Source organism: Brucella pseudogrignonensis (assembly GCF_002252525.1).
Lineage (GTDB): Bacteria > Pseudomonadota > Alphaproteobacteria > Rhizobiales > Rhizobiaceae > Brucella > Brucella pseudogrignonensis.
This window is the reverse complement of sequence record NZ_NNRM01000012.1, coordinates 37,501-60,814: the sequence shown is the minus strand read 5'-3', so window position 1 is coordinate 60,814 and position 23,314 is coordinate 37,501. Positions and strand designations below refer to the sequence as shown.

The window sequence follows — 23,314 nt, the reverse complement described above, 5'->3', positions numbered from 1 at the left end:
GCGCAACGGTCTGCATGGACCATCTGTTATGCGCGCTCGGACCTGAACAATCAAAAGGCGATCAAAATGACTGGTTTCTGGCGAAAAGGCTTCACGGCTGCGGCGATGGGCGTGGGGCTGCTGGCATTTGCGGGTTCTGCACTTGCGCAAAGCGCGTCTGAACCTGCAACCAATAATCCGGCTGCGACCAGTCCTGCGCCAACAGCTCCTGCACCAGCAGCGCCCGCTGCAAACGAGCCAACAACGCCAGCGCCGACCAATCCGGCACCAGCGCCTGCAGCGCAAGAGCCTGCAACTCCAGCGCCTGCAACCCCCGCGCCAGCTGCTCAGGAACCTGCATCGCAGACTCCTGCCGCCAATCCGGCGCCTGCGACTGAACCAGCCGCCGCACAGCAGCCAGCGCCAGAAGCAGCGCAGCCAATTGCGCCTGCAGCAGAAGCGCCTGCATTTGTACTGCCACACGATCTGTCGCCTTGGGGCATGTTTATGGCGGCTGACTGGGTGGTCAAGTCGGTCATGATCGGCCTTGCTCTTGCATCGCTTGCAACCTGGACCGTCTGGGTTGCCAAGTCGCTCGAACTGGCTGGCGCACGCAGCCGTGCCAAGCGCGCTTTGAAGATCATCGGACATTCTGCAACGCTGTCAGACGCAGTTCGCTCGCTTGAAGGTGCGAAAGGACCTGCTGCAATCCTCGTGCGTGCGGCGGAGGACGAAGTGCGACTCTCCGGTCCTGCTCTGGCTCGCGCCGGTGGCGAAGGACTTAAAGAGCGTGTTTCTTCGCGTCTGTCGCGAATTGAAGCTAAGGCTGGCCGCCGCCTTTCCAAAGGTACGGGCGTTCTTGCAACCATCGGCTCGGTCGCGCCTTTCGTCGGCCTGTTCGGTACTGTTTGGGGCATCATGAACTCGTTCATCGGCATCAGCCAGGCGCAGACCACCAACCTTGCAGTTGTTGCCCCTGGTATCGCTGAGGCGCTGCTGGCAACAGCTATTGGCCTCGTTGCCGCTATCCCGGCTGTTGTGATCTATAACGTGTTTGCCCGCGCCATCACCGGTTATCGCTCGCTGCTGGCTGATGCCGGGGCAGGCGTTGAACGCCTCGTAAGCCGTGATCTCGACTTCAGAACAGCTGGTGTGTCTGAAGGCAAGCTACACGCTGCGGAGTAAGCAATATGGCTGGCAAAATTCGCGAAGGCGGCGGCGACGATCTGGAGCTGAACCATGAAATCAACGTGACGCCGTTTATCGACGTCATGCTGGTTCTGCTGATCATCTTCATGGTTGCCGCACCACTGGCAACGGTTGACATCAATGTGGACTTGCCTGCATCGAGCGCAACACCTGCGCCGCGCCCTGACAAGCCGATTTATGTGACGCTGAAAGAAGATCTCAGCATCAGCGTTGGCAACGACACTGTGGTTCGTGAAGGTCTTGGACCAAAACTCGACGTCGTATCCGAAAAGAACAAGGAAGCACGCGTCTTCCTGCGCGCCGACAAAAATGTCGGCTATGGCGAGTTGATGCGTGTGATGAACCTGTTGCGTGAAGCAGGCTATCTCAAGATTGCGCTGGTAGGCCTTGAAACACTCGGAGCGACGACGCCCGATGGTTCGGCTCCCGCTACGCAAGCGCCCGCTACACAAGCTCCAGCGACGCAGGGAGCGCAGTAAAATGAGCAGGCTTCCGCCCGAACATCCCCCAATAAAGAATGTGGCGTCGGCTGATAGCCATCATCATTCCTTTTGGCATGATGCAGGGCGTTGGCTTGGTGCAGGCATTATCGTGCTCAGCGTTCATGCGGCTGGTGCTTATGCCGTGCATATGACCAGGGATGAAGACCAGCCGGATGGCGCGCAGGTCGCCGCGATGGTGATTGAGCTTGCTCCCGAGCCCGAAGCGCCGATGGAAGAGCAGGTATCAGAAGCACCGCAGCAGGAAACCGCTGCCGAGCCTGAAGAGCAGGTCGAGCCTGAGCCTGTACCTGAAGAAATCAAGGAACCGGAACCGGAGCCTGAGCCAGAACCTGTTCAGGAACCTGAAGAAGTTGTTCCGGATGTGGTTGAAGCGCCCAAGCCGGAAGTGGCCGTGCCGCTGCCGATTGAAAAGCCTGAACCAAAGCCTGAAAAGAAAGTTGAAAAGCCTAAGCCTGAAAAGCCTAAGCCGGTGCAGAAGGTTGAAAAACCCAAGCCCAAAAAGGCTGAAAAAGCCAAGGAAACCAGACAGGCCAGCGCTCCGCGTATGGATGCCGATAACGGCGCCAGGGCTGCTGCCAATCGCCGTGGTGAGAATAATGCCTCAGCCGGTGTGAGCTCCGCCAAGTGGACATCCAAGCTGCAAGCCCATATGGCGCGTAATGTACGGTTCTTGCAGCGTAAGGCGAGCAGAAATTCCAAGGGGCTGGTGCAGGTTACTTTCGTCATCGATCCGTCGGGCAACGTGCTGTCTGCACGCCTTGCGGGGTCATCGGGCGATCCAACTGTGGATCAGATGGCACTGGAAGCCGCGCGCCGCGCCTCTCCGGTTCCTGCACCTCCTGCAGCAATGGCGAAAGCGCGTATGCCGATTACTCTGCCATTGCTTTTCAAGTAAGCAACGCAATATCTCAATAAAAACGCCGGTCTGTGTCCAGACCGGCTTTTTACGTTCCGGATGCAGTTGGTTTTATTCAGACGACAGTGCCACTGCCGGTAACAGCCGTGAAGCCTTGCGGGCTGGCAGGAAGCCAAATACCAGACCTGTCGCGAACGCACAGGTGAATGCAAGCAATACAGGTCCCGCGCTGAAGGCTACCGATACGCCTGCAAGCGATATGAGGGTTGCTGCACCAACACCCAGTATTACGCCAAACGCACCGCCAATCGCAGAGACAGTAAGAGCCTCGGTGATGAACTGGAGCAGAATGTCGCGCCGGCGCGCGCCTGTTGCCATGCGGACACCGATTTCGCGGGTGCGTTCGGTTACGCTTACAAGCATGATATTCATCACGCCAATGCCGCCGACCAGCAGCGATATTGCTGCCACCGATCCCAGAAACAGTGTGAGCGTACTGCCCATGGCTGCCGCATCGTCACGAATGGACGACATGTTGGTAATCATCGTGTCGCGTTGCTTATGACGCTGGTCAAGAAGCTCCTGAATTTGGTCCTGTGTCGTGTCGATCAGATCGGGATCTTTGACCTGAACCGTGATGGTGCGGACATATTTCTGCCCAAAGAGCCGGAGATTGCCGGTTGAGAGCGGGACGATAACCACGTCATCCTGATCGGAACCGCCGAAACCTGCTCCTTTTGATTCCAGAGTGCCGATCACCTGAAACGGTATTTTCTGGATCAGGATATATTGGCCGATCGGGTTCGAGCCATCAGGGAACAGGGTTTTGACCACAGTCGAGCCAAGCACGGCAACCGGCGTATAGGTTTCCATGTCATGTTCGGTGATGAAGTCACCCGTTGTAACTTTCCACGACTTGGCTTCAGAGAAAGCTGCAACCGTGCCATTGGCCTGCGATTGATAATCAACATTGCCACGCCGCAAGGTGACGCTGCCGGTCACTTCCGGGACAGCTGTCTTCACATTGGGCAATTGCAGGATTGCATCGGCATCGGCCGGGACAAGTGTTGCGACGGAGCCAGAACCCCGAAAGCCCGGCATCGACGGTCGAATGAGAACAAGGTCGGTGCCCATCGCATTGATGCGATCCAGAATGGAGTTCTGCGCTCCTGTGCCGATTGCCAGCATGGTGACAACCGAACTAACACCGATGATGATGCCAAGCAGTGTCAGGACCGTGCGGAAAATATTGGCGCGCAGCGCACGCATCGCCATTTTGACCGCTTCAGAAATATCGGCGATATGAGCAGCGCCGCTTTGGGTCATCTGTTGCAGCGTTTTAGGCGCATCAGTATCCGGCATTTCACGCTTGGTGGTGTCGGACAGGATTTGACCATCGCGGATTTCAATCAGGCGGTCAGCCCGTTCCGCAACTTCGCGCGCATGGGTGATGACGATGATCGTATGACCCTGCTCATGCATGGAACGCAGAAGCGCCATGACGTCTTCACCGCTCTGGCTATCGAGCGCACCGGTCGGTTCATCGGCGAGAATGATGCGTCCGCCATTCATCAAGGCGCGCGCAATCGAGACGCGCTGTTGCTGGCCGCCAGAAAGCTGATTGGGTCGATGGTCCAGCCGGTCACCCAGTTTCAGCGATCCCAGAAGCTCGGCTGCGCGTTCGTGGCGTTCTGCAGCAGGCATACCCGCATAGATAGCCGGAACCTCGACATTTTCCTGCGCGGTCGATGTGGCTATCAGATTGTAGCTCTGGAAGACGAAGCCGAAAGTGCGGCGGCGTAGTGCTGCCAACTCATCTGCATCAAGCGTTGATACGTCTTCGCCATCGAGCAGATATTGCCCACCGCTGGGGCTGTCCAGACAGCCAAGAATGTTCATCAGTGTTGACTTGCCGGAGCCGGACGCACCCTTGATGGCGACGAATTCACCGGCCCTGATGTCGAGCGTTATCCCGTGCAGCACCTCAACGGCTAAATCGCCATTGTGATAGGTTTTGCGGATATCCTGCAATCTGATGAGGGGAGCGTCATTCATGGCGGTGCTCATCAGAAGAACATGCCGCCCGGTCTGCGGCCGCGCTGGGTTGAGCCTGCCGTCGCAGATGCGGATGTGACGACCACCTTGTCGCCTTCTTCAAGGCCGCTTTTAACCTCTGCCTGCACGCGATTACGAACGCCAATTTCCACAACGCGTTCTGCGGTTGCGCCGCTCTTATCCACGACCTGAACGGTCGTTTGTGGCTTGCCGGTACCTTCGCGTTTCTGGTTCAGCGCGGCAGTTGGAATAATCAGCACATTGTCTGCGTGGTCGAGAACAAAATAGACCTGTGCGCTCATATTGATCATGAGTTCGCCGGTTGGGTTCGGAACGTCGAACAGCGCGTAGTAGAGAACGACGTTGTTGTCGGTCTGCGGGGTAGGCTTGATCTGACGCAGAGTTCCGGTAAAGCGCTTGTCTGGTTGACCGAGCAATGTGAAGTAGACCGGCATATTGGGCTTCAACTTGCTGATATCGGCTTCCGAAACCTGTGCTTCAACGGTCATGACCTTGAGGTCAGCGACTGTGACAACTGTCGGTGCGCTCTGCACTGCGTTGAGCGTTTCGCCTTCCTTGGCGCTCTGATCGACGACGGTGCCGACCATCGGGCTGTAGATCTTGGTGTAGCCGAGATCGACCTTGTCGCTGGCGAGCTGTGCTTCCTGTTGACGGATTTGCGCGCTCAGGGCTTTCACATCGGCTTCCGCCATGGCGAGATCGGCATCGGCCTGATCGATGGTCGATTGCGATGCGTTGCGGGTCGCAAGCAGTGAGCGCTGGCGAGCGGCATTGGACTTTTTCAATGTCAGCTGCGCCTGCTTGCTCAGAAGCTGTGCCTTGAGATTATCGAGCTGTGCGCTGGCAATCTCGACCTTCTTTTCGAACGGTGATGGGTCGATTTCGGCAATCAGATCGCCCTGCTTGACCTCGTCGCCGATCTCAACTTTGACGCTTTTCAGCTGTCCCGAGACCTGCGCGCCAACATTGATGCTGCGCAGCGCGCTCAGCGTGCCGACTGCGGTGATCGAGTTTTCGATGTTGCCGCGTTCAACGGTTTCAGCCAGATAGGTGCTTTTCTGGCTGCCGGCTTCCCGCCCACTCAGGAAATACCAGCCCGCGCCCAAGGCAATGGCCACTATCGGCAGCCAGACCCACAAGCGGTTACGCCCACGCGATGCGCGTTTACCTGATGCGGTCGTCTTTGGACCCGTGGCCTGTGAATCGGTGGATCTAAGCACCCTGCAACCCCTGAGAATTCATTATAAAAAATAGTGTTCTGCGGATATCTATGCCGACCAACTCAGGAATTCATCTTAATTATTTGTCATGCGCCTAATGGTCATAGGCTTGGGCTCTGTTAGAAATGGCGCTTTAGAGAGTGCATATAAAAAAAAGCCGGAACGAGGTTCCGGCTTTTTATCATAATGGTTGGATTGCCTAATCAGGCTGTGCCGGTTGAACCGAAGCCGCCAGCGCCGCGTGCGGTTTCGCTGACCTGTGAGCGCTCTTCGATCTTTGGCTGGACGACTGGCGCGAAGACGGCCTGTGCAATGCGCATACCGCGTTCGATGCGGAAATCGTCGTCACTCAGGTTGATGAGCAGTACCTTCACTTCGCCACGATAATCAGAATCGATTGTGCCCGGCGTGTTGAGGCAGGTGATGCCGTTCTTGAAGGCCAAGCCCGAACGAGGGCGGATCTGCACTTCATAGCCTTCCGGGATTTCAAAGATGAGACCGGTTGGCACCAGAGTGCGGCGACCCGGCAGAAGTACGATCTGGCGGTCTTCGGCGACGGCGGCTCGAAGATCCATGCCAGCCGAACCGGAAGTTTCGTAAGCGGGGAGTTCAAGGCCTTCCGCATGTTCAAGGCGAATGATGCCGAGCGTTGGTGCTGTCATGAGGGGGCCTTTCCTACGTGAAGTTAAATTGGCGACGCTCATACGTGAAAACACATGAAAGGTGTACCGCCTATTTTCAGTTTTGCAATGATAGTGCGGCACAGGATCATGCTTTTTGCTGATGGATCAGTATTTAATGAGCCCGCCATCCACAGCATACTGACTGCCGGTAACATAGGATGCGTCATCAGAAAGCAGGAAAAGAGCCACGGCTGCTGCTTCATCAGCCGTACCTGCACGCCCGAGCGGCACCTGATCGACGACAAAACGTTCAAATCCGCTTCGCGCCTCATCGGGCAGAAAATGCCGGAAATTCGTTTCTATTGGTCCGGGAACGATGACGTTGGCCCTGATGCCACGGGGTGCGAGCGCGGACGCCCAGGAGCGTGTCATGGCAATGACCGCGCCTTTGGTTGCAGCGTAAAGACTGGTGGCTGCAGCGCCTTCATAGGTTGAGCTGGACGATGTGACGACGACCGAGCTGCCCTGATTGAGATATGGCGAAAGGCTGGCCAGTTGGAGCATTGGCCCGCGAACATTGGTTGCCATCATGGCATCGAAATCCGCAGCCGTGATGTCTTCAGGCGCTCCCAGCGAAGCAAAGGCTGCATTCAGCCAAAGCCCATCAAGCGGACCAATGGCTTTCACCGCTTCAGCGAGACTGTTTGCTGCATCAGGATCGGCAGCGTCATTGCGAATGACTTCAGCCTTCTCACCGAGCGTCTGACGGACTGAGTGAATTCGTTCGTTGTTCATACCGGTCAGAACAACATGACCGCCTTCAGCAATGATCCGGCGGGCACCCGCCAAGCCCATGCCGCTCGTTCCGCCTGTGATCAGAATGCGTTTATTGTGAAACCGGCTCATCTGGATGTCCTTGCTGTTGCGTGACGGTCGCGCAGCACTCAAATCGTATCGAGCGGCACGGCTGTCGTTTCCTTGATCTCCTCCATGACGAAAGACGCTGATACATCCGATAGAGGTACACTGGCAATCAATCGCTGATAGAGGCGGTCATAGGCTTTGACGTCGGAAACGCGCGCTTTGAGCACATAGTCGAGATCGCCGGTCATGCGGTAGACGCCAACGATTTCCGGAAAGCGTGCCATGGCGCTGCGAAACTTGCCAAGCCAATCGGGGTCGTGGCTCGATGTGCGAACCAGAATGAAGACGGATAGGCCGCAACCGGCCATCTCGGCATCAATCAGAGCGACACGCGCCTTGATTATCCCTGCGTCTTCCATGCGCTTGACCCGTCGCCAGCAGGCATTGCGGGACAGGTGCACGCGCTCGGAGAGAGAATCAACGGACAGAGTGCCGTCAATCTGCAATTCATCCAAGATTTTGCGGTCAATTTCGTCTAAAGTGAGTTTCATATTGGGATGATTGTCTCATAAAATGTCAATTATCAAGGATAAATTGAGATTTCATCTCGTCTGCTTTTGCTAGAATGATTTTCTAGTAAGGCGCTTTAGAGCACCGGACAAAAGGGAACGAATTGCTCATTGACGGGAGTATTTCCAATGACCACTCGCATCACACGCCTCTTTACTGAACATCCAGAGTCAGTTGACGAAACCTATTTTCAGCATATGGCCTTTGCTGGTCGCTTTTCATTCAAGCTTTTTTGTGCAGCCTTCGCCGCACTCATTCATGCAATTTTGCCATTTTTGTTCGAGAAGACTGCGAGCACAATCGTTCGCCAGCTTTATGAGCGGACTCATAACCGGAGCCGGTAAACACCGGATCGAAAATGTGTCGTTGGGCCGCCTATCTCGGACCTGAAACCTATCTGGAAGACATCATATCGTCTCCATGTCATTCGCTCGTGGCGCAAAGCCACGACGCGCATGAAGCGAAAACGCGTACCAATGGCGATGGCTTCGGCGTCGCCTGGTATGGCAACCGAAGCGAGCCGGGGCTTTATCGGGATATTTTGCCCGCCTGGTCCGATCAGAATTTACGCAGTCTTGCGCGGCAGATCCGGTCGCGCCTTTTTCTTGCGCATGTCCGCGCCTCAACAGGTGGGCTGACAAGTCGTTCCAACTGCCATCCGTTTGTCTCGGGGCGCTGGAGCTTCATGCATAATGGACAGATCGGGGATTTTGACCGGCTGCGGCGCAGGCTTGAAAGCCACCTGAGCGATGAGATTTATGTTCAGAAGCATGGCGCAACGGATTCCGAGCTGATCTTTCTGCTGATGCTGGAATTTGGTCTCGAAAGTGATCCGGTTCTCGCCATGAAGCGCATGGTCGGGACAATCGTGGAAGAGGCCGTGCGCGCCGGGGTGCCACCATTCTTGCGACTGACAGCTGCTTTTTCGGATGGCAATCAGCTTTATGCAATCCGTTATGCCACCGATGCCTTTGCGCCGACGCTCTATACGGCGACGCTGGGCAGTGTATCCGGCATCTGTGTTGTATCCGAGCCGCTTGATGGTGAGGCTGCCAACTGGATGGCTGTGCCGGCAAACAGTTTTGTCACCGTTTCCCGGCAGGGCCGCATTGCGATTGATGTCTTTGAAGGTCCGGTTTCTCAGCCTCGTGACGAAGTGCGGGTTTAAGCGCTACCAATCAATATACCTGCTGCCAGAACAAGCGCGCCGCCGAAGACAACCTGAAGGGCTGCGCGGAAGAACGGCGTTTCCATATAGCGGTTCTGGATGAAGGCGATGGCCCAGAGCTCGAAGAAAACCAGGATTGCAGCGATGCTTGTTGCGGTCCAGAAATCCTTGATGAGATAGGGCAGGGTATGGCCAAGGCCGCCCAGTGTCGTCATCACGCCACAGGAAATGCCGCGCTTGATCGGTGAACCACGGCCTGAAAGCTTGCCATCATCATGCACGGCTTCCGTGAAACCCATCGAAATACCCGCACCGACCGAGGCTGAAAGGCCGACGAGGAATGTCTGCCATGTATCCTGAGTGGCAAAAGCTGCCGCGAAGATTGGTGCGAGGGTGGAAACGGAACCGTCCATCAATCCCGCGAGACCCGGCTGCACATAAGTCAGGATGAATTGCTTGCGTTCCGCCGCACGCTCGTCGTCCTGCACATTATTCGGTGTCAGTTCGTTCTCAAGCGACTCAGCCTTGGCTTCGTGTTTCTTTTCCTGCTGTGCCAGATCGCCCAGAAGCTTGCGGGTCTGTGCATCGGTCACATGTTTTGCGGCCTCAATGTAAAAGCGATAGGCCTGCTCTTCCATTTGCGCTGCTGCATCGCGCACCTTGTCGATGCCAAGCGGGCGTACAAGCCAGTCCGGCTTGCGCTCGTAATAGCCGCTGACATGTTCGCGACGAATAAGCGGGATGCGGTCGCCAAAGCGTGTGCGGTGCCGCTCAATCAATGCATCGCGATGTTCATGCTCTTCTGCGGCCATCTGCTCGAAGATTTTCGCCGATTGTGGGAACTCGTCGCGCAGCCCATCCGCATAAGCAAGATAGATGCGTGCATCGTCTTCCTCGGACGAAATCGCGAGCGCTAGAATCTCCTGTTCGGAGAGTGAACCAAAGGGGCGGCGACCATTATTGAAGAACCGGCTGAGCATTTCTCAAATCCGTAGTTTAGAATAGTTCTAAAATAAGTTTTGTTGGCTTAAAGTCAAGCCTTGCAGCGAAGGCACAATTGGCGCATTAAACCGAAGCCCTTAAACAGGGCTTCATATCAGGATACCCGATCAAAAGAGATGGAATCGATGGCATCGACAAACTCCCCTACAAGCATCAATCCGCGACCGCTAAACCGGCAGGATTTCCGCACCCTTGGCCTTTCGGCATTGGGCGGCGCGCTGGAGTTTTATGATTTCATCATCTTCGTATTTTTCGCGAGCGTTATCGGACATCTGTTTTTTCCGCCGGATATGCCGGACTGGCTGGTGCTGATCCAGACTTTTGGCATTTTCGCAGCTGGCTATCTGGTGCGCCCGATTGGCGGCATCGTGCTGGCGCATTTTGGCGACAAGTTTGGCCGCAAGCGCGTCTTCGCTTTCTCGGTGTTTCTGATGTCGATCTCGACATTGGCCATGGCCTGCCTGCCAACCTATGCAACGCTCGGTGTTGGCGCGCCGATCCTGCTGATTATCTTCCGCATGTTGCAGGGCGCTGCCATCGGTGGTGAAGTCCCCGGTGCATGGACCTTTGTGGCGGAGCATGTTCCCGCCAATCGTGTTGGCATGGCGTGTGGTTTCCTGTGCTCGGGCCTGACGCTCGGCATCATGATCGGCTCGCTGATCGCGACCGCTATCAACTGGATTTTCACGCCGGAAGAACTCGCCGGTTACGCATGGCGCATTCCGTTCTTCATCGGTGGTGTTTTCGGCCTGTTCGCCGTTTACCTGCGCCGCTGGTTGGCTGAAACGCCGATCTTCACCGAGATGAAGAACAGCCATCTTCTGAAAGATAAGCTGCCGCTCGGTACTGTTCTGCGCAACCACATGCATGGCGTTATCATTTCCGTGCTGCTGACCTGGATTCTGTCGGCTGGCATCGTCGTCACCACATTGATGACTGCGACCTTCCTGCAGAAGCTTTATGGTTACACGCCTTTGCAGTCGCTTGCCGCCACAAGCTTCGGCACGCTGTTTCTGATGTTCGGAACGGTGAGCGCAGGCGCGATTGTTGATCGCATTGGCAGCGGCCGCTTCTTTGCGGTTGCAGGCATTTTCTTCGGTGTTGCAACTTTCGTGTTCTACACCTATGCGGCGGTTTCCCTGCCTGTTCTGTTCGCGCTTTATGCGGTGATGGGTCTTTCGGTCGGCATGGTTGGCGCGGTCCCTTATGTGATGGTGCGCGCATTCCCGGCGCCTGTTCGCTTCTCGGGCCTGTCGTTTTCCTACAATATTTCCTATGCGGTCTTTGGCGGACTGACGCCGGTGATCGTAACCTCGCTTCTGGCGGTCAACCCGATGGCACATGCCTGGTATCTGGTGTTCATCGCGGTTCTGACCTCTGTGCTCGGCCTCTACCTGATGGCCCGAAGCGATCAGGTTGAAGGTGATATCGGTCTGACAGAGCTTTCGACCGGGACTGCCGTTCCACAGCCGAACTGATAAAAAAGGGCCGCGAAAGCGGCCCTTTTCCTTTGTTTTTAAGCATGTCTTTGTCCCAAAACCGGTTCCCACTTTTGGGAGACATGCTCTAGTGTACCGCCAGTTTTGCGGCACCGATTTCCTTATCGTGGACAGCGAAGCGGTCGATCATATCGCTACTTGCTTCATTAAAGCCGATCACCGAAACATCCGTACCGCTGGCACGGTATTTCAGCACCACCTTGTCGAGCGCACCGACCGAGGTGATGTCCCACAGATGAGCATGGCTGACATCGATCGTCACCTTTTTTGCAGGTGATGAAAAATCGAAAGCTGCAATGAAGTTTTGTGCCGAGGCAAAGAAGATCTGGCCCTGAACAGTATAGGTGCGCTCGGTTCCATCTTCGCTCGTTGTTTCGCTCACGCGGAACATCTTTGCGACCTTTCCTGCGAAGAACACGCCGGAAAGCAGCACGCCGACCAGAACACCCTTGGCAAGATCATGGGTGGAAACCACCGTTAAGACGGTTGCCAGCATGACAATGGAGGATGATGGCGGGTTGCGGCGCAGATCGAGGATCGAGCGCCATGAGAAGGTGCCTATCGAGACCATGATCATCACCGCCACCAGTGCGGCCATCGGAATGATCCGCACCAAATCGTCGAGAACGAGAATGAGAAACAGCAGGAAAGAGCCAGCAACAAAGGTTGAAAGCCTGCCGCGACCGCCAGACGACACATTGATCACCGACTGTCCGATCATGGCGCAACCGCCCATGCCGCCAATCATGGCGGATGCGATATTGCTGGTGCCCTGACCAATACATTCCTGGTTTTTGTTGCTGTTGGTATCCGTCATGTCATCGACAATCTGGGCCGTCATCAGCGATTCAAGCAGGCCGACAGCTGCCAGCGTGATCGAATATGGCAGGATGATCTGCAGCGTTTCCAGCGTCAGCGGTACTTGTGGAAGCGCGAAGATCGGCAATGCGGATGGCAACTCGCCGAGATCGCCAACCGTTCGCAGATCCATGCCGGTTGTCCATGCAAGCGTGGTGAGGACAGCAATCGCAACGAGCGGCGAGGGGATGGCTTTGGTTAAGCGCGGGAAGAGATAGATGATGGCGAGACCGCCTGCGATCATCCAGTAGGTCTCAACCGGAACATGAATGAGTTCCGGAAGCTGCGCCATGAAAATGAGGATAGCAAGCGCATTGACGAAGCCGGTGATGACCGAGCGCGATACAAAACGCATCAGGCGCCCGAGTTTGAGAAAGCCTGCAAAGATTTGCAGAATGCCCATCAGGATCGTGGCTGCAAAGAGATATTGCAACCCGTGTTCCTTGACGAGCGAGACCATCACCACAGCAGTTGCAGCGGTTGCAGCAGAGATCATGCCAGGACGTCCACCAGTGAAGGCGGAAACGCAGGCAATGGCGAAAGAGGCGAAGAGGCCGACCTTGGGGTCGACGCCAGCGATGACCGAAAAGCCGATGGCTTCCGGGATAAGGGCAAGTGCTACGACGATGCCGGAAAGAATATCGCCGCGAATATTGGAGAACCACTCGCGGCGGTAGGCAGCAAGACGTGTCATTGAATTTTCCGCAAATAGAAGACGGGCGTTGAGAGCCGTCCGATTCAACATGGCCGATTGTAAAAATGGGGGATGTTGTTGCGTTGTCTGGCGGATAGGCGGCCAGAAGAGCCACCCGGGCTTTCACCGGGTCCTTGCGAATACGCCTGTATAAACAAAAAAAGCGCAGCAGGGCAATGGCCCGCTGCGCTTTCTATTGCACGGTGCTGATTAGAGTATCTTTTGCATGAAGGTCAGATCAAGCCAACGTCCGAATTTCTGGCCGACCTGTTTCAGCGTGCCACTATCTTCAAAGCCTTGCGATTTGTGCAAGGCGATGGATGCGGTGTTGCCTGCTTCAATGCCTGCCACCAGCACATGGACTTTACGCTCGCGTGCTTCTTCCACAAGCTCTGCCAGAAGTGCGCGTCCGATACCGCCGCCGCGCGCATCGCTTGCCACATAAACAGAGAGTTCCGATGAGTGGCGGAAGCCTTCAAACGGGCGGAAAGGGCCATAACTCGCATAGCCGACGACCTGTTCCTCGCGTTCGGCCACCAGAACCGGAAAGCCGTCGCGGTTGCGGGCTTTGAGCCATTCGCGACGGTTTTCCAGATCGACGAGCGTTTCGTTCCAGATGGCAAGCGTGTTCTCAACTGCATCATTGTAGATCGCAAGCAGAGCAGGGAGGTCAGCTTCGTTGGCAAACCGGATGGTGAGGGTCATTTCAGAGGCCTTTATAGAAAAGTGTGGTCGCGCAGGGGCTGCCGTCAGGATAAAGCGCATAATTCGGGATAACACCTACCCGCTCCCAGCCGAGATGGGTGTAAATTGCTTCCGCCGGACTGCCGGTTGCGGTGTCCAGGCAGAGAAGTGTCTTGCGTCGGTTACGTGCTTCTTCTTCAATGGCTTCCATCAGCTTGCGTGCAAGACCAAGGCCGCGCGCCTTGCGATGGATCAGCAGTTTTTTAAGATCGGCACGATGCGGCTGATTGGGCATTTGTGCGAGACCAAGCTGAACCGTGCCGACGATTTCGCCGTCATGTTCGGCAACCAGAAGGGCCGTGTCGCCTCGCTCTACTTCATTAAAGACGCGGTTCCAGTAGGGGATGAAACCCTGCCATTCACATGGCGCCATGAAGCCAACTGACGCGCCATCATTAACGCAATCGGTCAGGATTTCTGCCAGTGGGAGAAGCGAGGAGCCAGCGTCTTCGTAGTTAAGGACACGAATCATATTGTACTTTCAGAGACTGCTGCGGCGTTCGAGTACGATTGTATAACGGGCGGTCGAGTTGCCGGGATTATGAAAGGTGATGCCTTCAACGAGCGGCATATAAAGACAGTCACCGGTATGAAGCTGATAGGCGGTTGCTCCAACGGTGATTTCCATCTGCCCATTCAGGAGCCACAAATGCTGTGTGATGCCTGCATTGGCCGCCTGTGATGCGAAGGTCACTCTGGCGCCTGCGGGAAATTCGACCTCGATCATGTCGACATTCGACCCCGTTGCCGGTGGTGAAACAGACCGCCGGATATAGCCCGTATCCGGATCACGCCAGACTGGCTGGCGATCATGCGTGAGCAAGGGAGAGGCGGGGGCTTCCGCATCAGCAAAGAAGGCTGAGAGCGATGTGCCGAGCGCTGCACAAATGCGCGCCAGAAGCTGTGCGGTGGGGCTGGTTTCGCCACGCTCGATCCGCGAGATCATGGCGCGGCTGACACCTGACGCATCACCAAGCGCATCCAGCGTCATACCTCGCGCAAGGCGCAGGCGGCGCAGATTTTCGCCAATGGCGTTGTCTAGATGCTCATTTATATTTTCCATTATCGTAGAATTAATATCTATTATAATGGAGTCAAGCAATTTCGAAAACAGAAACGGCGGGATTTCTCCCGCCGCTTTCCGTCTATCCTGTAATCCAGATTAACCCTGTGCCTTTAATTCAAGGCGGCGGCGATGCAGGACTGGCTCGGTGTAACCATTTGGCTGTTCGCGGCCCTTGAAAACCAGATCGCAAGCGGCTTGAAAAGCAATCGACTTGTCGAAGTTTGCGGCCATCGGGCGATAAAGGGGATCGCCTTCATTCTGCTTGTCCACGACGGCTGCCATGCGCTTCAGCGTTTCCATGACTTGCGCTTCCGAAACCACGCCATGATAGAGCCAGTTGGCGATGTGCTGTGCCGAGATGCGCAGCGTTGCACGATCTTCCATCAGGCCGACATTGTTGATGTCCGGCACTTTCGAGCAGCCAACGCCCTGATCAACCCAGCGCACGACATAACCGAGGATACCCTGTGCGTTGTTGTCGATTTCGTGCTGGATGTCTTCCGGCGTCCAGTTTGGACGCGGGGCGACCGGCACCGACAGAATATCGTCGAGCTTGGCACGCGGGCGGCTCTTCAGCTTTTCCTGAACGCTTGCAACATCAATCTGATGATAATGAGTTGCGTGGAGCGTTGCAGCGGTTGGCGATGGCACCCAGGCGGTGTTCGCACCAGCCTTCGGATGGGCGATTTTCTGTTCCAGCATCGCAGCCATCAGGTCCGGCATTGCCCACATGCCCTTACCGATCTGCGCATGGCCGGAAAGGCCGCATTCAAGACCGATATCGACATTCCACTGTTCATAAGCGCCGATCCAGGCGGCCTGCTTCATGTCGCCCTTGCGGATCATCGGGCCAGCTTCCATCGAGGTATGGATTTCGTCGCCGGTGCGATCAAGGAAGCCGGTATTGATGAAGACGACGCGTTCCTTGGCAGCGCGGATCGCTTCCTTGAGGTTAACCGTGGTGCGGCGTTCCTCATCCATGATGCCGATTTTCAGCGTATTCGGCTTCATACCAAGCAGCTCTTCGGTGCGGGTGAAGATTTCATTGGCGAATGCCACTTCTTCCGGCCCGTGCATCTTTGGCTTGACGATATAGACCGAGCCTTCGCGCGAATTCATGTGGCGACCATTCGCGCCAATATCATGCAGTGCGATCAGGCTGGTGAAGGCGGCATCCATGATGCCTTCCGGCACTTCGTGACCTTCGGCATCAATGATCGCCGGATTGGTCATGAGGTGGCCGACATTGCGCACCAGCATCAGCGAACGGCCCTTGAGGCTGAGTTCCGAGCCATCGGCAGCCTTATAGCCGCGGTCGCCATTAAGGCGGCGCGTCATCTGCTTGCCGCCCTTCTCGAAGGTGTCTTCGAGCTTGCCATTCATCAGGCCAAGCCAGTTGCGGTAGACGGCAACCTTGTCTTCCGCATCGACTGCTGCAATCGAATCTTCGCAATCCTGGATCGTGCTGACGGCCGATTCCAGAACCATGTCTGCGATATGCGCCGGGTCAGTCTTGCCGATCGGGCTGTCCGCATTGATTACGATGTCAACATGCATGTTGTTCTTGGCCAGCAGCACATTGGTCGGTGCCGCCGCATCGCCATTATATCCCTTGAACTGGCTCCCGTCCTTCAAGGCGGTGCTCGAACCGTCGGCAAGCGTTACAGCGAGTTTGCCGTCCGTGACGGAAAGGCCGGTGACGTCGGCCCACTTGCCCGCATTGAGCGGTGCACTTTCGTCGAGGAAATTCTTGGCCCATGCGATGACTTTTTCGCCGCGCTTCGGGTTGTAGCCTTTGCCTTTTTCCGCGCCATCATCTTCAGAGATAGCATCGGTGCCGTAAAGCGCGTCATAGAGCGAACCCCAGCGTGCATTGGCAGCATTGAGCGCATAGCGGGCATTCATGACCGGAACGACAAGCTGCGGTCCTGCAATATGCATGATTTCCGGATCGACATTGGCGGTCGAGACCTTGAACTCTCCGCCTTCGGGCAGGAGATAGCCGATATCTTTCAGGAATTGCTGGTAATCAGCCTGCGAATAGCGTTTGTCGCGATTATCCTTATACCAGGCATCGATCTTGGCCTGCAGGTCGTCGCGCTTCTTGAGGAGGGCGCGATTCTTCGGTGCGAGATCGCGGATGATGGCGGCGAAGCCCTTCCAGAAGGCGTCTGGTTCAACGCCAGTGCCGGGTGCGGCTTCCTTGGCCAGAAACTCCACCAGTTCAGGGGCAACGCGCAAGCCTTCTATCTCAACGTAGTTACCGGCTTTCTGAGAAACCATGGCTCTGCCTCCTTCAAAATAAACAAAATCACCGCCAGCACTCTTCAGTGCCAGCTATCATGCTGTCTTTGAACCGCTTTAGCGCGCTTTCGTCAATCAGCGTGCGGGCACATCATCTGTGACGCTGCGGCGAAAATAGTTTTACAGCGACAGTCTTGCGCGGATATCGTCAGGCGTAAAGCCCTGTTCGCGCAAGCTGCTGAGTGCCGTATCCCTGCGGCTTTTGGATAGTTTCAAACCATCGTCGCCCAGCACCAGATCATGATGATGATAAAGCGGTTCCGGCAGGCCCAGAAGCTTTTGCAGAAGCCGATGCACGGATGTTGCATGAAACAGATCGCGTCCGCGGACAATATGGGTGATGCCTTGCAATGCATCATCCACCACGACGGAAAGATGATAGCTGGTGGGAGTGTCTTTGCGCGCGATCACCACGTCACCCCATTGCGCAGGATTTGCCTCAATAGGCCCAATGCTGATTTGGGTGCCGATTTCGTTCCAGAACAGCGTTTCGCCAGCCACCTCGAGCGCTTTCTCCATATTGAGCCGCCATGCATAGGGGGCACCGGAGACGATGCGCTCCATCTGCTCTTTTTCGCTCAAGTTTCGTTCGCCCTGCGGATAAAGCGGTGTACCGTCAGGGTCGGCGGGCCATTCCTGGCCTTTGGCATGTGCTTCGCCGATGATCTCGCGCACTTCGGTGCGGCTCAGAAAGGCGGGATAGACGAGCCCCTTCTCGGCAAGCTTGGTCAGTGCATTGCGATATTCGCCGAAATGCTCTGACTGGCGGCGTACCGGCTGTTCCCATTCAAGCCCGAGCCAGTGGAGATCATCGTAGATGCCCTGTTCAAGTTGCGGTGTGCAGCGGGCGGTGTCGATGTCTTCCATGCGAAGCAGAAAGCGCCCTTCGCTTGTCCGTGCCATTTGTGCATTGAGAAGTGCGGAATAGGCGTGGCCAAGATGCAATTGCCCATTGGGGCTTGGAGCGAAGCGATATACGGGCTGGGTCATGATCATGTCAGTTGATTGTCATCTGATTGCATTGGTATTTTGCAGTTACAGCATTGGCCCGAAAATCGGAATCGATTTTCGGAAAGCACGATGCGTAGGTTCGATAGTTTAGAGCGTCCTTTGTGCGTCCGAAAGGACGCGCGGCGCTCTAACTGAAACGGAAGGCCAGGCGATGCGGCGGATCGATACATTGGACGATATTGAAGCCGGGCTCGAAGCACTGGGATTAGCCGACGCACGGTTGCTTGATATCCGCAGTCGGTCCCACGCTGTTCCGCTTCGAAGGTCTCAGCCGGGCTTTGAAAGTCTTGCCTCGATTATCGTTGCGCAACAGGTTTCAACTGCAAGCGCGGCAGCAATATGGGCGCGGTTCAAGCAGGTGATCGATCCGATGACACCCGAGGCTTATATTGCAGGCGGGGAAGAGGCATGGCGTTTTGCCGGGCTTTCGCGACCAAAACAGAGAACGCTGTTTGCTTTGAGTGAAGCTTTGGCAGAAGAGGCAATCGATCTGCATGGGCTGTGCGATTTGCCTGCCGAAGAAGCGATCAGGGCGCTGACCGCTATCAAGGGCATCGGTCCATGGACGGCTGAAGTGTATCTGCTGTTTGCCGCTGGTCATCCCGACGTGTTTCCGGCTGGCGATGTGGCGTTGCAAACGGCTGTCGGTCACGCTTTTGCGCATGAAACGAGACCGGATACAAAGGCGCTTCGCTTGCTTGCGGAAGACTGGGCGCCATGGCGCGGTGTGGCAGCACGTTTGTTCTGGGCATATTACGCTGCGATCAAGGGACGGGAGGCTGCGCCCCTTCTGTAAAAGTTGCGTGTTTCCGGGGACATAAATGCGTTTCTGCTTCACAATGCTGTCACGTCGGGATTACATTATTTGCATCAGGTGAATGACGGCATTTCGATTCGCAGAAACTTGGTATCCTGCCTATCGCACTGCTGCCTTACAGCGGTGGCCCCGCTGTAACCATCTGTTTCTACGCATTATCCTACGCAAAGCCGCTTAGCACTTTTGCTGGAAATGCTATTACAAGGTTGGAGCGTTGTAGGTTGCGCCCAGAATGGACGCGCGGCGCTTCGATGAAGAGCGCAATTCCGTACGGAAAGCCATTCGCACTTTTCCTTTCGGAGTTGCTCTGAAGGAGGTGCGCCCTTGAATGTAGCCGTCTCTCCCCGAACCGTTTCGAGCAGTGGTTTGCCTGCTCTGGTTCTCAATGCGGATTATCGGCCGCTCAGCTATTACCCTTTATCGCTCTGGTCCTGGCAGGACGCGATCAAGGCAGTCTTTCTTGAACGCGTGCATATCGTGGCGGAATACGATCAGGTTGTATCCTCGCCATCGTTTTCCATGCGTTTGCCAAGCGTGATCTGTCTGAAGGATTATGTGAAGCCGCCGCGCTATCCGGCGTTTACGCGCTTCAATCTTTTTCTGCGTGATCGTTTTGAATGTCAGTATTGCGGCTCACCGCATGATCTGACGTTTGATCACGTCACCCCGCGTTGCCATGGCGGCGAGACGACGTGGGAAAATGTGGTCGCCGCGTGTTCGCCTTGCAATCTGCGCAAAGGCGGCTTGATGCCGGCAAGCGCACATATGTGGCCGCGCCAGAAGCCGGTCCAGCCCACTGTGCAGGATCTGCATAACAATGGGCGTCTTTTCCCACCCAACCATCTCCACGACAGCTGGCTCGACTTTCTTTACTGGGATGTCGAATTGGAGCCTTAGTATCTGTTCCAAAAGTCGCCATGCCGATCTGCAAATGGCAATTTGTCTGCGTTCCGATGCTCATGTACCCAAAAGTACACTCCGCTTCGGTACTCGAAAATCACCATTTTCGCCACGGCCTGCCGTTTTTTGATCAAGATATTTGAGCTCTTGCTAAGAAAGAAAAACTTCCTCAGAATTCGCTCTTACTTCCCACCTTTTGCAAAAGCGCCGTAGTAGCCAATCGCTGCAAAGAGCAGGCTTGCGACGACGTTCCATCCGGCAAATGACAGGCCGAGGAAGAAGCCCGGTGCGCTGTCACACGCAGGCGGGCGGGTCGCGTTGAGATCGCCAAGCAGATTGCCTGCATCGAGTGTGACCTTCATGGTGGCCGCACTGCAATCAGCCGGACCCGGCCAGTATTTAAGTTCGACGCCGGTGTGATAGATGGCAAGCGCCAAACCAAAGGTCATCAGCAGCGCGCCGATCAGGATGAGACCACGCGTGAGAACCGGAGGCCATTTCAATCCATAGGAAATAAAGGCCGCAGCCAGAACCGGGACGCCGACATAATATGGCGTGCGTTCTTCAAGACAGAGCTTGCAGGGCATGAAGCCAGCCAGATGCTCAAAGCCTAAAGCCGTTCCGACAGTTGCGGCGAGGCCCACCGTCATGATGCCTGCGGTCCAAGCCTGCGTTTTGCCGACCGGTTTGTTAAGTGCAAATGCCATTTGAAATTTCCTGCGCCACACTGGCTCTGTCTATTTTTTCGCGCATCTTGTTCCGAAAACCGGTTCCCACTTTTCGGGATGCGCTCTAGTAATCAAAAATACTGCTTCGTCTCCAAGCAATTAAATTTGACTGACTTGAGGCAAAATCAAAAGTGAAGATATTTTACCGCTAAGAACAGCGCAATCAGCACCACGGCAACAAGGCCAGCCAGCAGACCAAGACGCTTTTCGATAAAGCCGCGGATTGGTTCGCCATAACGCTTCAACAGCCATGCAAGGAAGAAGAAGCGTGCGCCGCGCGCAATGATGGCCGATGCGATGAACAGCCAGATATTGATGCCCGCAGCACCGGACAGAATGGTGACAACCTTGATCGGCGGCAGGTGCGCGAGGCCTGATGTGATGAGCATCAGCAGAATCATGTCGGCGCTGGTCGTCCCGCGCATTTGCTCGAACGTGTCGAGCTTGCCATACATTTCAAGCACAGGCTTTGCGACCTGCTCATAGGCATGATAGCCGAGATACCAGCCCGCTATGCCGCCAAGAACGGAAAAGATGGTTGCGACGAGCGCATAGCGGTAGGCTTGCTCCGGGCGGGCAAGCGCCATCGGCAGATAGAGCACATCGGCTGGCACCAGAAACACTGAGCTTTCTACAAAAGCGATGAAAGCAAGCCAATATTCGGCAGACTTTCGGGCAGCAAGCGAGATCGTCCAGTCATAGAGTCGGCGCAGCATGAAGTTTTCCGGATTTTTTGCGGGCAAGCACCCAGGGATTGTCTGCGTCGTCTATAAATAAAAAAAGTGGCACGAACAATGCGTGCCACCTTTTAATGTCGCTAAGCGTAATTTCAGCGCTTGTAGGCGCTGCAGATGTACTTGGTTTCGAGATATTCCTCGATGCCATATTTCGAGCCTTCGCGACCGAGGCCCGACTGCTTCACGCCGCCGAATGGTGCGACTTCGTTGGAGATCAGGCCGGTATTGTGTCCGACCATGCCATATTCCAGGCCTTCGCTGACGCGGATCGCGCGGCTGAAGTTCTCGGTATAGAAGTAGGCAGCCAGACCGAAGATCGTGTCGTTGGCAGCAGCGATAACTTCTTCTTCTGTGTCGAAGGCAAAGAGTGGTGCGAGCGGGCCGAAGGTTTCTTCCTTGGCAACAAGCATATCCGAGGTGACGCCGGTCAGAATGCCCGGTTCAAAAAACAGGCCGCCCAGTTCCTTGCCGCCTGAGATGAGCTTTGCACCTTTTGAAACCGCATCTTCAATATGCGCTTTGACCTTGGTGATGGCTTTTTCTTCGATCATCGGGCCGATGACGACGCCTGGCTCGGTGCCGTTGCCGACTTTCAGCTCTTTCACTTTCGCTGCCAGTTTTTCAGCGAACTTGTCGTAAACGCCGCGCTGGACATAGATGCGGTTGGCGCAAACACAGGTCTGACCGGCATTGCGATATTTGGAAAGCATCGCGCCGTCCACAGCAGCGTCGATGTCTGCATCGTCGAATACGATGAAGGGTGCATTGCCGCCAAGCTCAAGTGAGATGCGCTTGATGGTTGGGGCGCACTGCGCCATCAGCAGGCGGCCAACTTCGGTCGAGCCGGTGAAGGAAAGCTTGCGGACAATGTCATTGCTGGTGAGTTCGGCGCCGATTTCGCGGGCCTTGCCGGTCACGATCTGCAGAACGCCTGCAGGAATGCCAGCCTTTTCAGCCAGAACACCAAGCGCAAGCGCGGTTAGCGGGGTGAGATCAGCCGGGCGGACGATCATCGTGCAGCCAGCAGCCAGTGCGGGCGCTGCCTTTCGCGTAATCATTGCCGCCGGGAAGTTCCATGGCGTGATTGCAGCGGTCACACCGACTGGCTGACGGATGACGGTCAAGCGCTGGCCGGGCTGTGTTGCCGGAATTGTGTCGCCATAGACGCGTTTGGCTTCTTCTGCGAACCATTCAATGAAAGATGCAGCATAAAGAACTTCACCACGCGCCTCGGCGAGTGGTTTGCCCTGTTCCGATGTCATGATAAGGGCAATGTCGTCTGCACTGGCGACGATCAGATCAAACCATTTGCGCAGGATTCCAGCGCGTTCTTTGGCGGTCTTCGCAGCCCATGCCGGAAGTGCCTTGTTCGAAGCGTTGATTGCTTCTTTAATAGTATCGACAGAGAGGGAAGGAACGGTGCCAATGACAGAACCATCTGCCGGATTGGTTACGTCAATGGTCTTGCCGTCTGCTGCGTCGATCCAGTTTCCATCCACAAGGCATTGCGATTTAAGCAGTGAGGGGTCTTTCAAAGCGAGCATATCTGATATTCCATCCCGATGTTGCGTCAGACGGTCGTTCATTATATTGAACGACATACGATATACTGAATAAATCAGCCGGCAGCGCTAAAGTCAATTCGCCTGTCGATTGGTCAAAGAGGGCATATGGACAAAACCTTACTCGATGAAGAAAGTTCCTTGAAACTGGTTCCGGCTGTGGTCAGGGCAGCGCAAATTCTTGATTGCGTTGCCGAGAGCCGCGAAGGCATCAAACTTTCCGATCTCGTTCGCCAGACCAGCTTGCCCAAAAGCAGTGTTCACGGTCTTTGCCAGACTCTTACGCATTTGAAGTTATTGAAGCTCAATAGCGATGGAAGCTTT

At 55.6% G+C, this 23,314-nt stretch carries 24 protein-coding genes and 1 other annotated feature (1 of these 25 cut by a window edge); of the genes, 9 read left to right on the top strand and 15 right to left on the bottom strand.

Going from position 1 to position 23,314, the window contains the following annotated elements; all coding sequences use genetic code 11:
- The first annotated feature begins 66 nt into the window (after positions 1-66).
- Genes exbB through CEV34_RS04230 form a run of 3 tightly spaced genes read left to right on the top strand, consistent with a single transcriptional unit; the run spans position 67 to position 2,586 of the window.
- On the top strand, positions 67-1,164 hold the full coding sequence (gene exbB, locus CEV34_RS04240) for a tonB-system energizer ExbB (protein WP_007876519.1): 1,098 nt from the start codon (positions 67-69) through the stop codon (positions 1,162-1,164).
- 5 nt (positions 1,165-1,169) lie between these two features.
- Positions 1,170-1,667 carry a TonB system transport protein ExbD gene (gene exbD / locus CEV34_RS04235; protein ID WP_007876518.1) on the top strand — a complete coding sequence of 166 codons (498 nt, stop codon included), beginning with the start codon at positions 1,170-1,172 and terminating at the stop codon, positions 1,665-1,667.
- A 1-nt stretch (position 1,668) separates the two neighbouring features.
- On the top strand, positions 1,669-2,586 hold the full coding sequence (locus CEV34_RS04230) for an energy transducer TonB family protein (protein ID WP_007876517.1): 918 nt from the start codon (positions 1,669-1,671) through the stop codon (positions 2,584-2,586).
- 72 nt (positions 2,587-2,658) lie between these two features.
- On the opposite strand, the gene CEV34_RS04225 is transcribed toward CEV34_RS04230, so the two are convergent.
- The 5 genes from CEV34_RS04225 to CEV34_RS04205 all read right to left on the bottom strand — a co-directional run bounded on the left by CEV34_RS04225 (position 2,659) and on the right by CEV34_RS04205 (position 7,881).
- A complete protein-coding gene (locus CEV34_RS04225; protein ID WP_007876516.1) occupies positions 2,659-4,614 on the bottom strand; it encodes a MacB family efflux pump subunit in 1,956 nt (651 codons plus the stop codon).
- A complete protein-coding gene (locus CEV34_RS04220; protein ID WP_094543313.1) occupies positions 4,614-5,843 on the bottom strand; it encodes an efflux RND transporter periplasmic adaptor subunit in 1,230 nt (409 codons plus the stop codon). The genes CEV34_RS04225 and CEV34_RS04220 overlap by 1 nt, the downstream gene beginning before the upstream one ends.
- Positions 5,844-6,046: 203 nt before the next feature.
- Positions 6,047-6,505, bottom strand: a complete 459-nt coding sequence (gene dut / locus CEV34_RS04215) for a dUTP diphosphatase (protein WP_007876514.1) — start codon at positions 6,503-6,505, stop codon at positions 6,047-6,049.
- Positions 6,506-6,631: 126 nt separating this feature from the next.
- Positions 6,632-7,372: an SDR family oxidoreductase gene (locus tag CEV34_RS04210; protein ID WP_007876513.1), complete on the bottom strand. Its 741-nt coding sequence runs from the start codon at positions 7,370-7,372 to the stop codon at positions 6,632-6,634.
- 38 nt (positions 7,373-7,410) lie between these two features.
- On the bottom strand, positions 7,411-7,881 hold the full coding sequence (locus tag CEV34_RS04205) for an Lrp/AsnC family transcriptional regulator (RefSeq protein ID WP_007876512.1): 471 nt from the start codon (positions 7,879-7,881) through the stop codon (positions 7,411-7,413).
- 147 nt (positions 7,882-8,028) lie between these two features.
- On the opposite strand from CEV34_RS04205, the gene CEV34_RS04200 reads away from it, so the two are divergent.
- Together CEV34_RS04200 and CEV34_RS04195 are read left to right on the top strand one after the other, a co-directional pair.
- The gene (locus tag CEV34_RS04200) at positions 8,029-8,244 is read left to right on the top strand and encodes a DUF6356 family protein (RefSeq protein ID WP_007876511.1); all 216 of its coding nucleotides are present in this window, start codon (positions 8,029-8,031) and stop codon (positions 8,242-8,244) included.
- Between the two features lie 14 nt (positions 8,245-8,258).
- Complete coding sequence (locus CEV34_RS04195) at positions 8,259-9,068, top strand: class II glutamine amidotransferase (protein ID WP_007876510.1); 810 nt, start codon at positions 8,259-8,261, stop codon at positions 9,066-9,068.
- Here CEV34_RS04195 and mbfA read toward each other — a convergent pair.
- The gene (mbfA, locus tag CEV34_RS04190) at positions 9,065-10,048 is read right to left on the bottom strand and encodes an iron exporter MbfA (protein ID WP_007876508.1); all 984 of its coding nucleotides are present in this window, start codon (positions 10,046-10,048) and stop codon (positions 9,065-9,067) included. The genes CEV34_RS04195 and mbfA overlap by 4 nt on opposite strands.
- 147 nt (positions 10,049-10,195) lie before the next feature.
- Here mbfA and CEV34_RS04185 point away from each other — a divergent pair, with 147 nt between their 5' ends.
- Entirely contained in the window at positions 10,196-11,548 is a 1,353-nt protein-coding gene (locus CEV34_RS04185) for an MFS transporter (protein WP_039860153.1), read from the top strand.
- A gap of 88 nt (positions 11,549-11,636) precedes the next feature.
- Here CEV34_RS04185 and CEV34_RS04180 read toward each other — a convergent pair whose 3' ends face one another.
- From CEV34_RS04180 to gluQRS, 6 genes are all read right to left on the bottom strand, one after another.
- Entirely contained in the window at positions 11,637-13,121 is a 1,485-nt protein-coding gene (locus tag CEV34_RS04180) for a SulP family inorganic anion transporter (protein ID WP_094543311.1), read from the bottom strand.
- A gap of 81 nt (positions 13,122-13,202) precedes the next feature.
- Positions 13,203-13,258 (bottom strand) — a sequence feature (sul1 is cis-regulatory element that is thought to sense ions involved in sulfur or methionine metabolism; They are found in Alphaproteobacteria).
- A gap of 73 nt (positions 13,259-13,331) precedes the next feature.
- Positions 13,332-13,826 carry a GNAT family N-acetyltransferase gene (locus CEV34_RS04175; protein WP_007876501.1) on the bottom strand — a complete coding sequence of 165 codons (495 nt, stop codon included), beginning with the start codon at positions 13,824-13,826 and terminating at the stop codon, positions 13,332-13,334.
- A 1-nt stretch (position 13,827) separates the two neighbouring features.
- Positions 13,828-14,337, bottom strand: coding sequence for a GNAT family N-acetyltransferase (locus CEV34_RS04170; protein ID WP_007876500.1), 510 nt, complete (start codon positions 14,335-14,337; stop codon positions 13,828-13,830).
- A 9-nt stretch (positions 14,338-14,346) separates the two neighbouring features.
- A complete protein-coding gene (locus CEV34_RS04165) occupies positions 14,347-14,919 on the bottom strand; it encodes a helix-turn-helix domain-containing protein (RefSeq protein WP_039860135.1) in 573 nt (190 codons plus the stop codon).
- A gap of 108 nt (positions 14,920-15,027) precedes the next feature.
- Positions 15,028-17,214 carry a malate synthase G gene (locus tag CEV34_RS04160; protein ID WP_007876498.1) on the bottom strand — a complete coding sequence of 729 codons (2,187 nt, stop codon included), beginning with the start codon at positions 17,212-17,214 and terminating at the stop codon, positions 15,028-15,030.
- A 141-nt stretch (positions 17,215-17,355) separates the two neighbouring features.
- Positions 17,356-18,225 (bottom strand): tRNA glutamyl-Q(34) synthetase GluQRS, encoded by an 870-nt coding sequence (gene gluQRS, locus CEV34_RS04155; RefSeq protein WP_007876497.1) that lies wholly within the window; start codon positions 18,223-18,225, stop codon positions 17,356-17,358.
- Between the two features lie 172 nt (positions 18,226-18,397).
- Here gluQRS and CEV34_RS04150 point away from each other — a divergent pair, with 172 nt between their 5' ends.
- Both CEV34_RS04150 and CEV34_RS04145 read left to right on the top strand, forming a co-directional pair.
- Positions 18,398-19,042, top strand: coding sequence for a DNA-3-methyladenine glycosylase family protein (locus CEV34_RS04150; protein ID WP_007876491.1), 645 nt, complete (start codon positions 18,398-18,400; stop codon positions 19,040-19,042).
- Positions 19,043-19,387: 345 nt separating this feature from the next.
- Complete coding sequence (locus CEV34_RS04145; protein ID WP_007876487.1) at positions 19,388-19,960, top strand: HNH endonuclease; 573 nt, start codon at positions 19,388-19,390, stop codon at positions 19,958-19,960.
- A 185-nt stretch (positions 19,961-20,145) separates the two neighbouring features.
- Here the strand turns inward: CEV34_RS04145 and CEV34_RS04140 are convergent, their stop codons facing one another.
- The 3 genes from CEV34_RS04140 to CEV34_RS04130 form a co-directional block, all read right to left on the bottom strand.
- On the bottom strand, positions 20,146-20,670 hold the full coding sequence (locus CEV34_RS04140) for a disulfide bond formation protein B (RefSeq protein ID WP_007876486.1): 525 nt from the start codon (positions 20,668-20,670) through the stop codon (positions 20,146-20,148).
- Between the two features lie 146 nt (positions 20,671-20,816).
- Positions 20,817-21,407 (bottom strand): YqaA family protein, encoded by a 591-nt coding sequence (locus tag CEV34_RS04135; RefSeq protein WP_007876485.1) that lies wholly within the window; start codon positions 21,405-21,407, stop codon positions 20,817-20,819.
- Between the two features lie 113 nt (positions 21,408-21,520).
- Positions 21,521-22,972 (bottom strand): NAD-dependent succinate-semialdehyde dehydrogenase, encoded by a 1,452-nt coding sequence (locus CEV34_RS04130; RefSeq protein WP_007876483.1) that lies wholly within the window; start codon positions 22,970-22,972, stop codon positions 21,521-21,523.
- Between the two features lie 126 nt (positions 22,973-23,098).
- Between CEV34_RS04130 and CEV34_RS04125 the strand changes: the two genes are divergently transcribed.
- Positions 23,099-23,314, top strand: the 5' end (the start) of a protein-coding gene (locus tag CEV34_RS04125; RefSeq protein WP_007876482.1) for an IclR family transcriptional regulator. Its footprint extends 585 nt past the window's final position; only the first 216 of its 801 coding nucleotides appear in the window; its start codon is at positions 23,099-23,101; its stop codon lies off the right edge, out of view.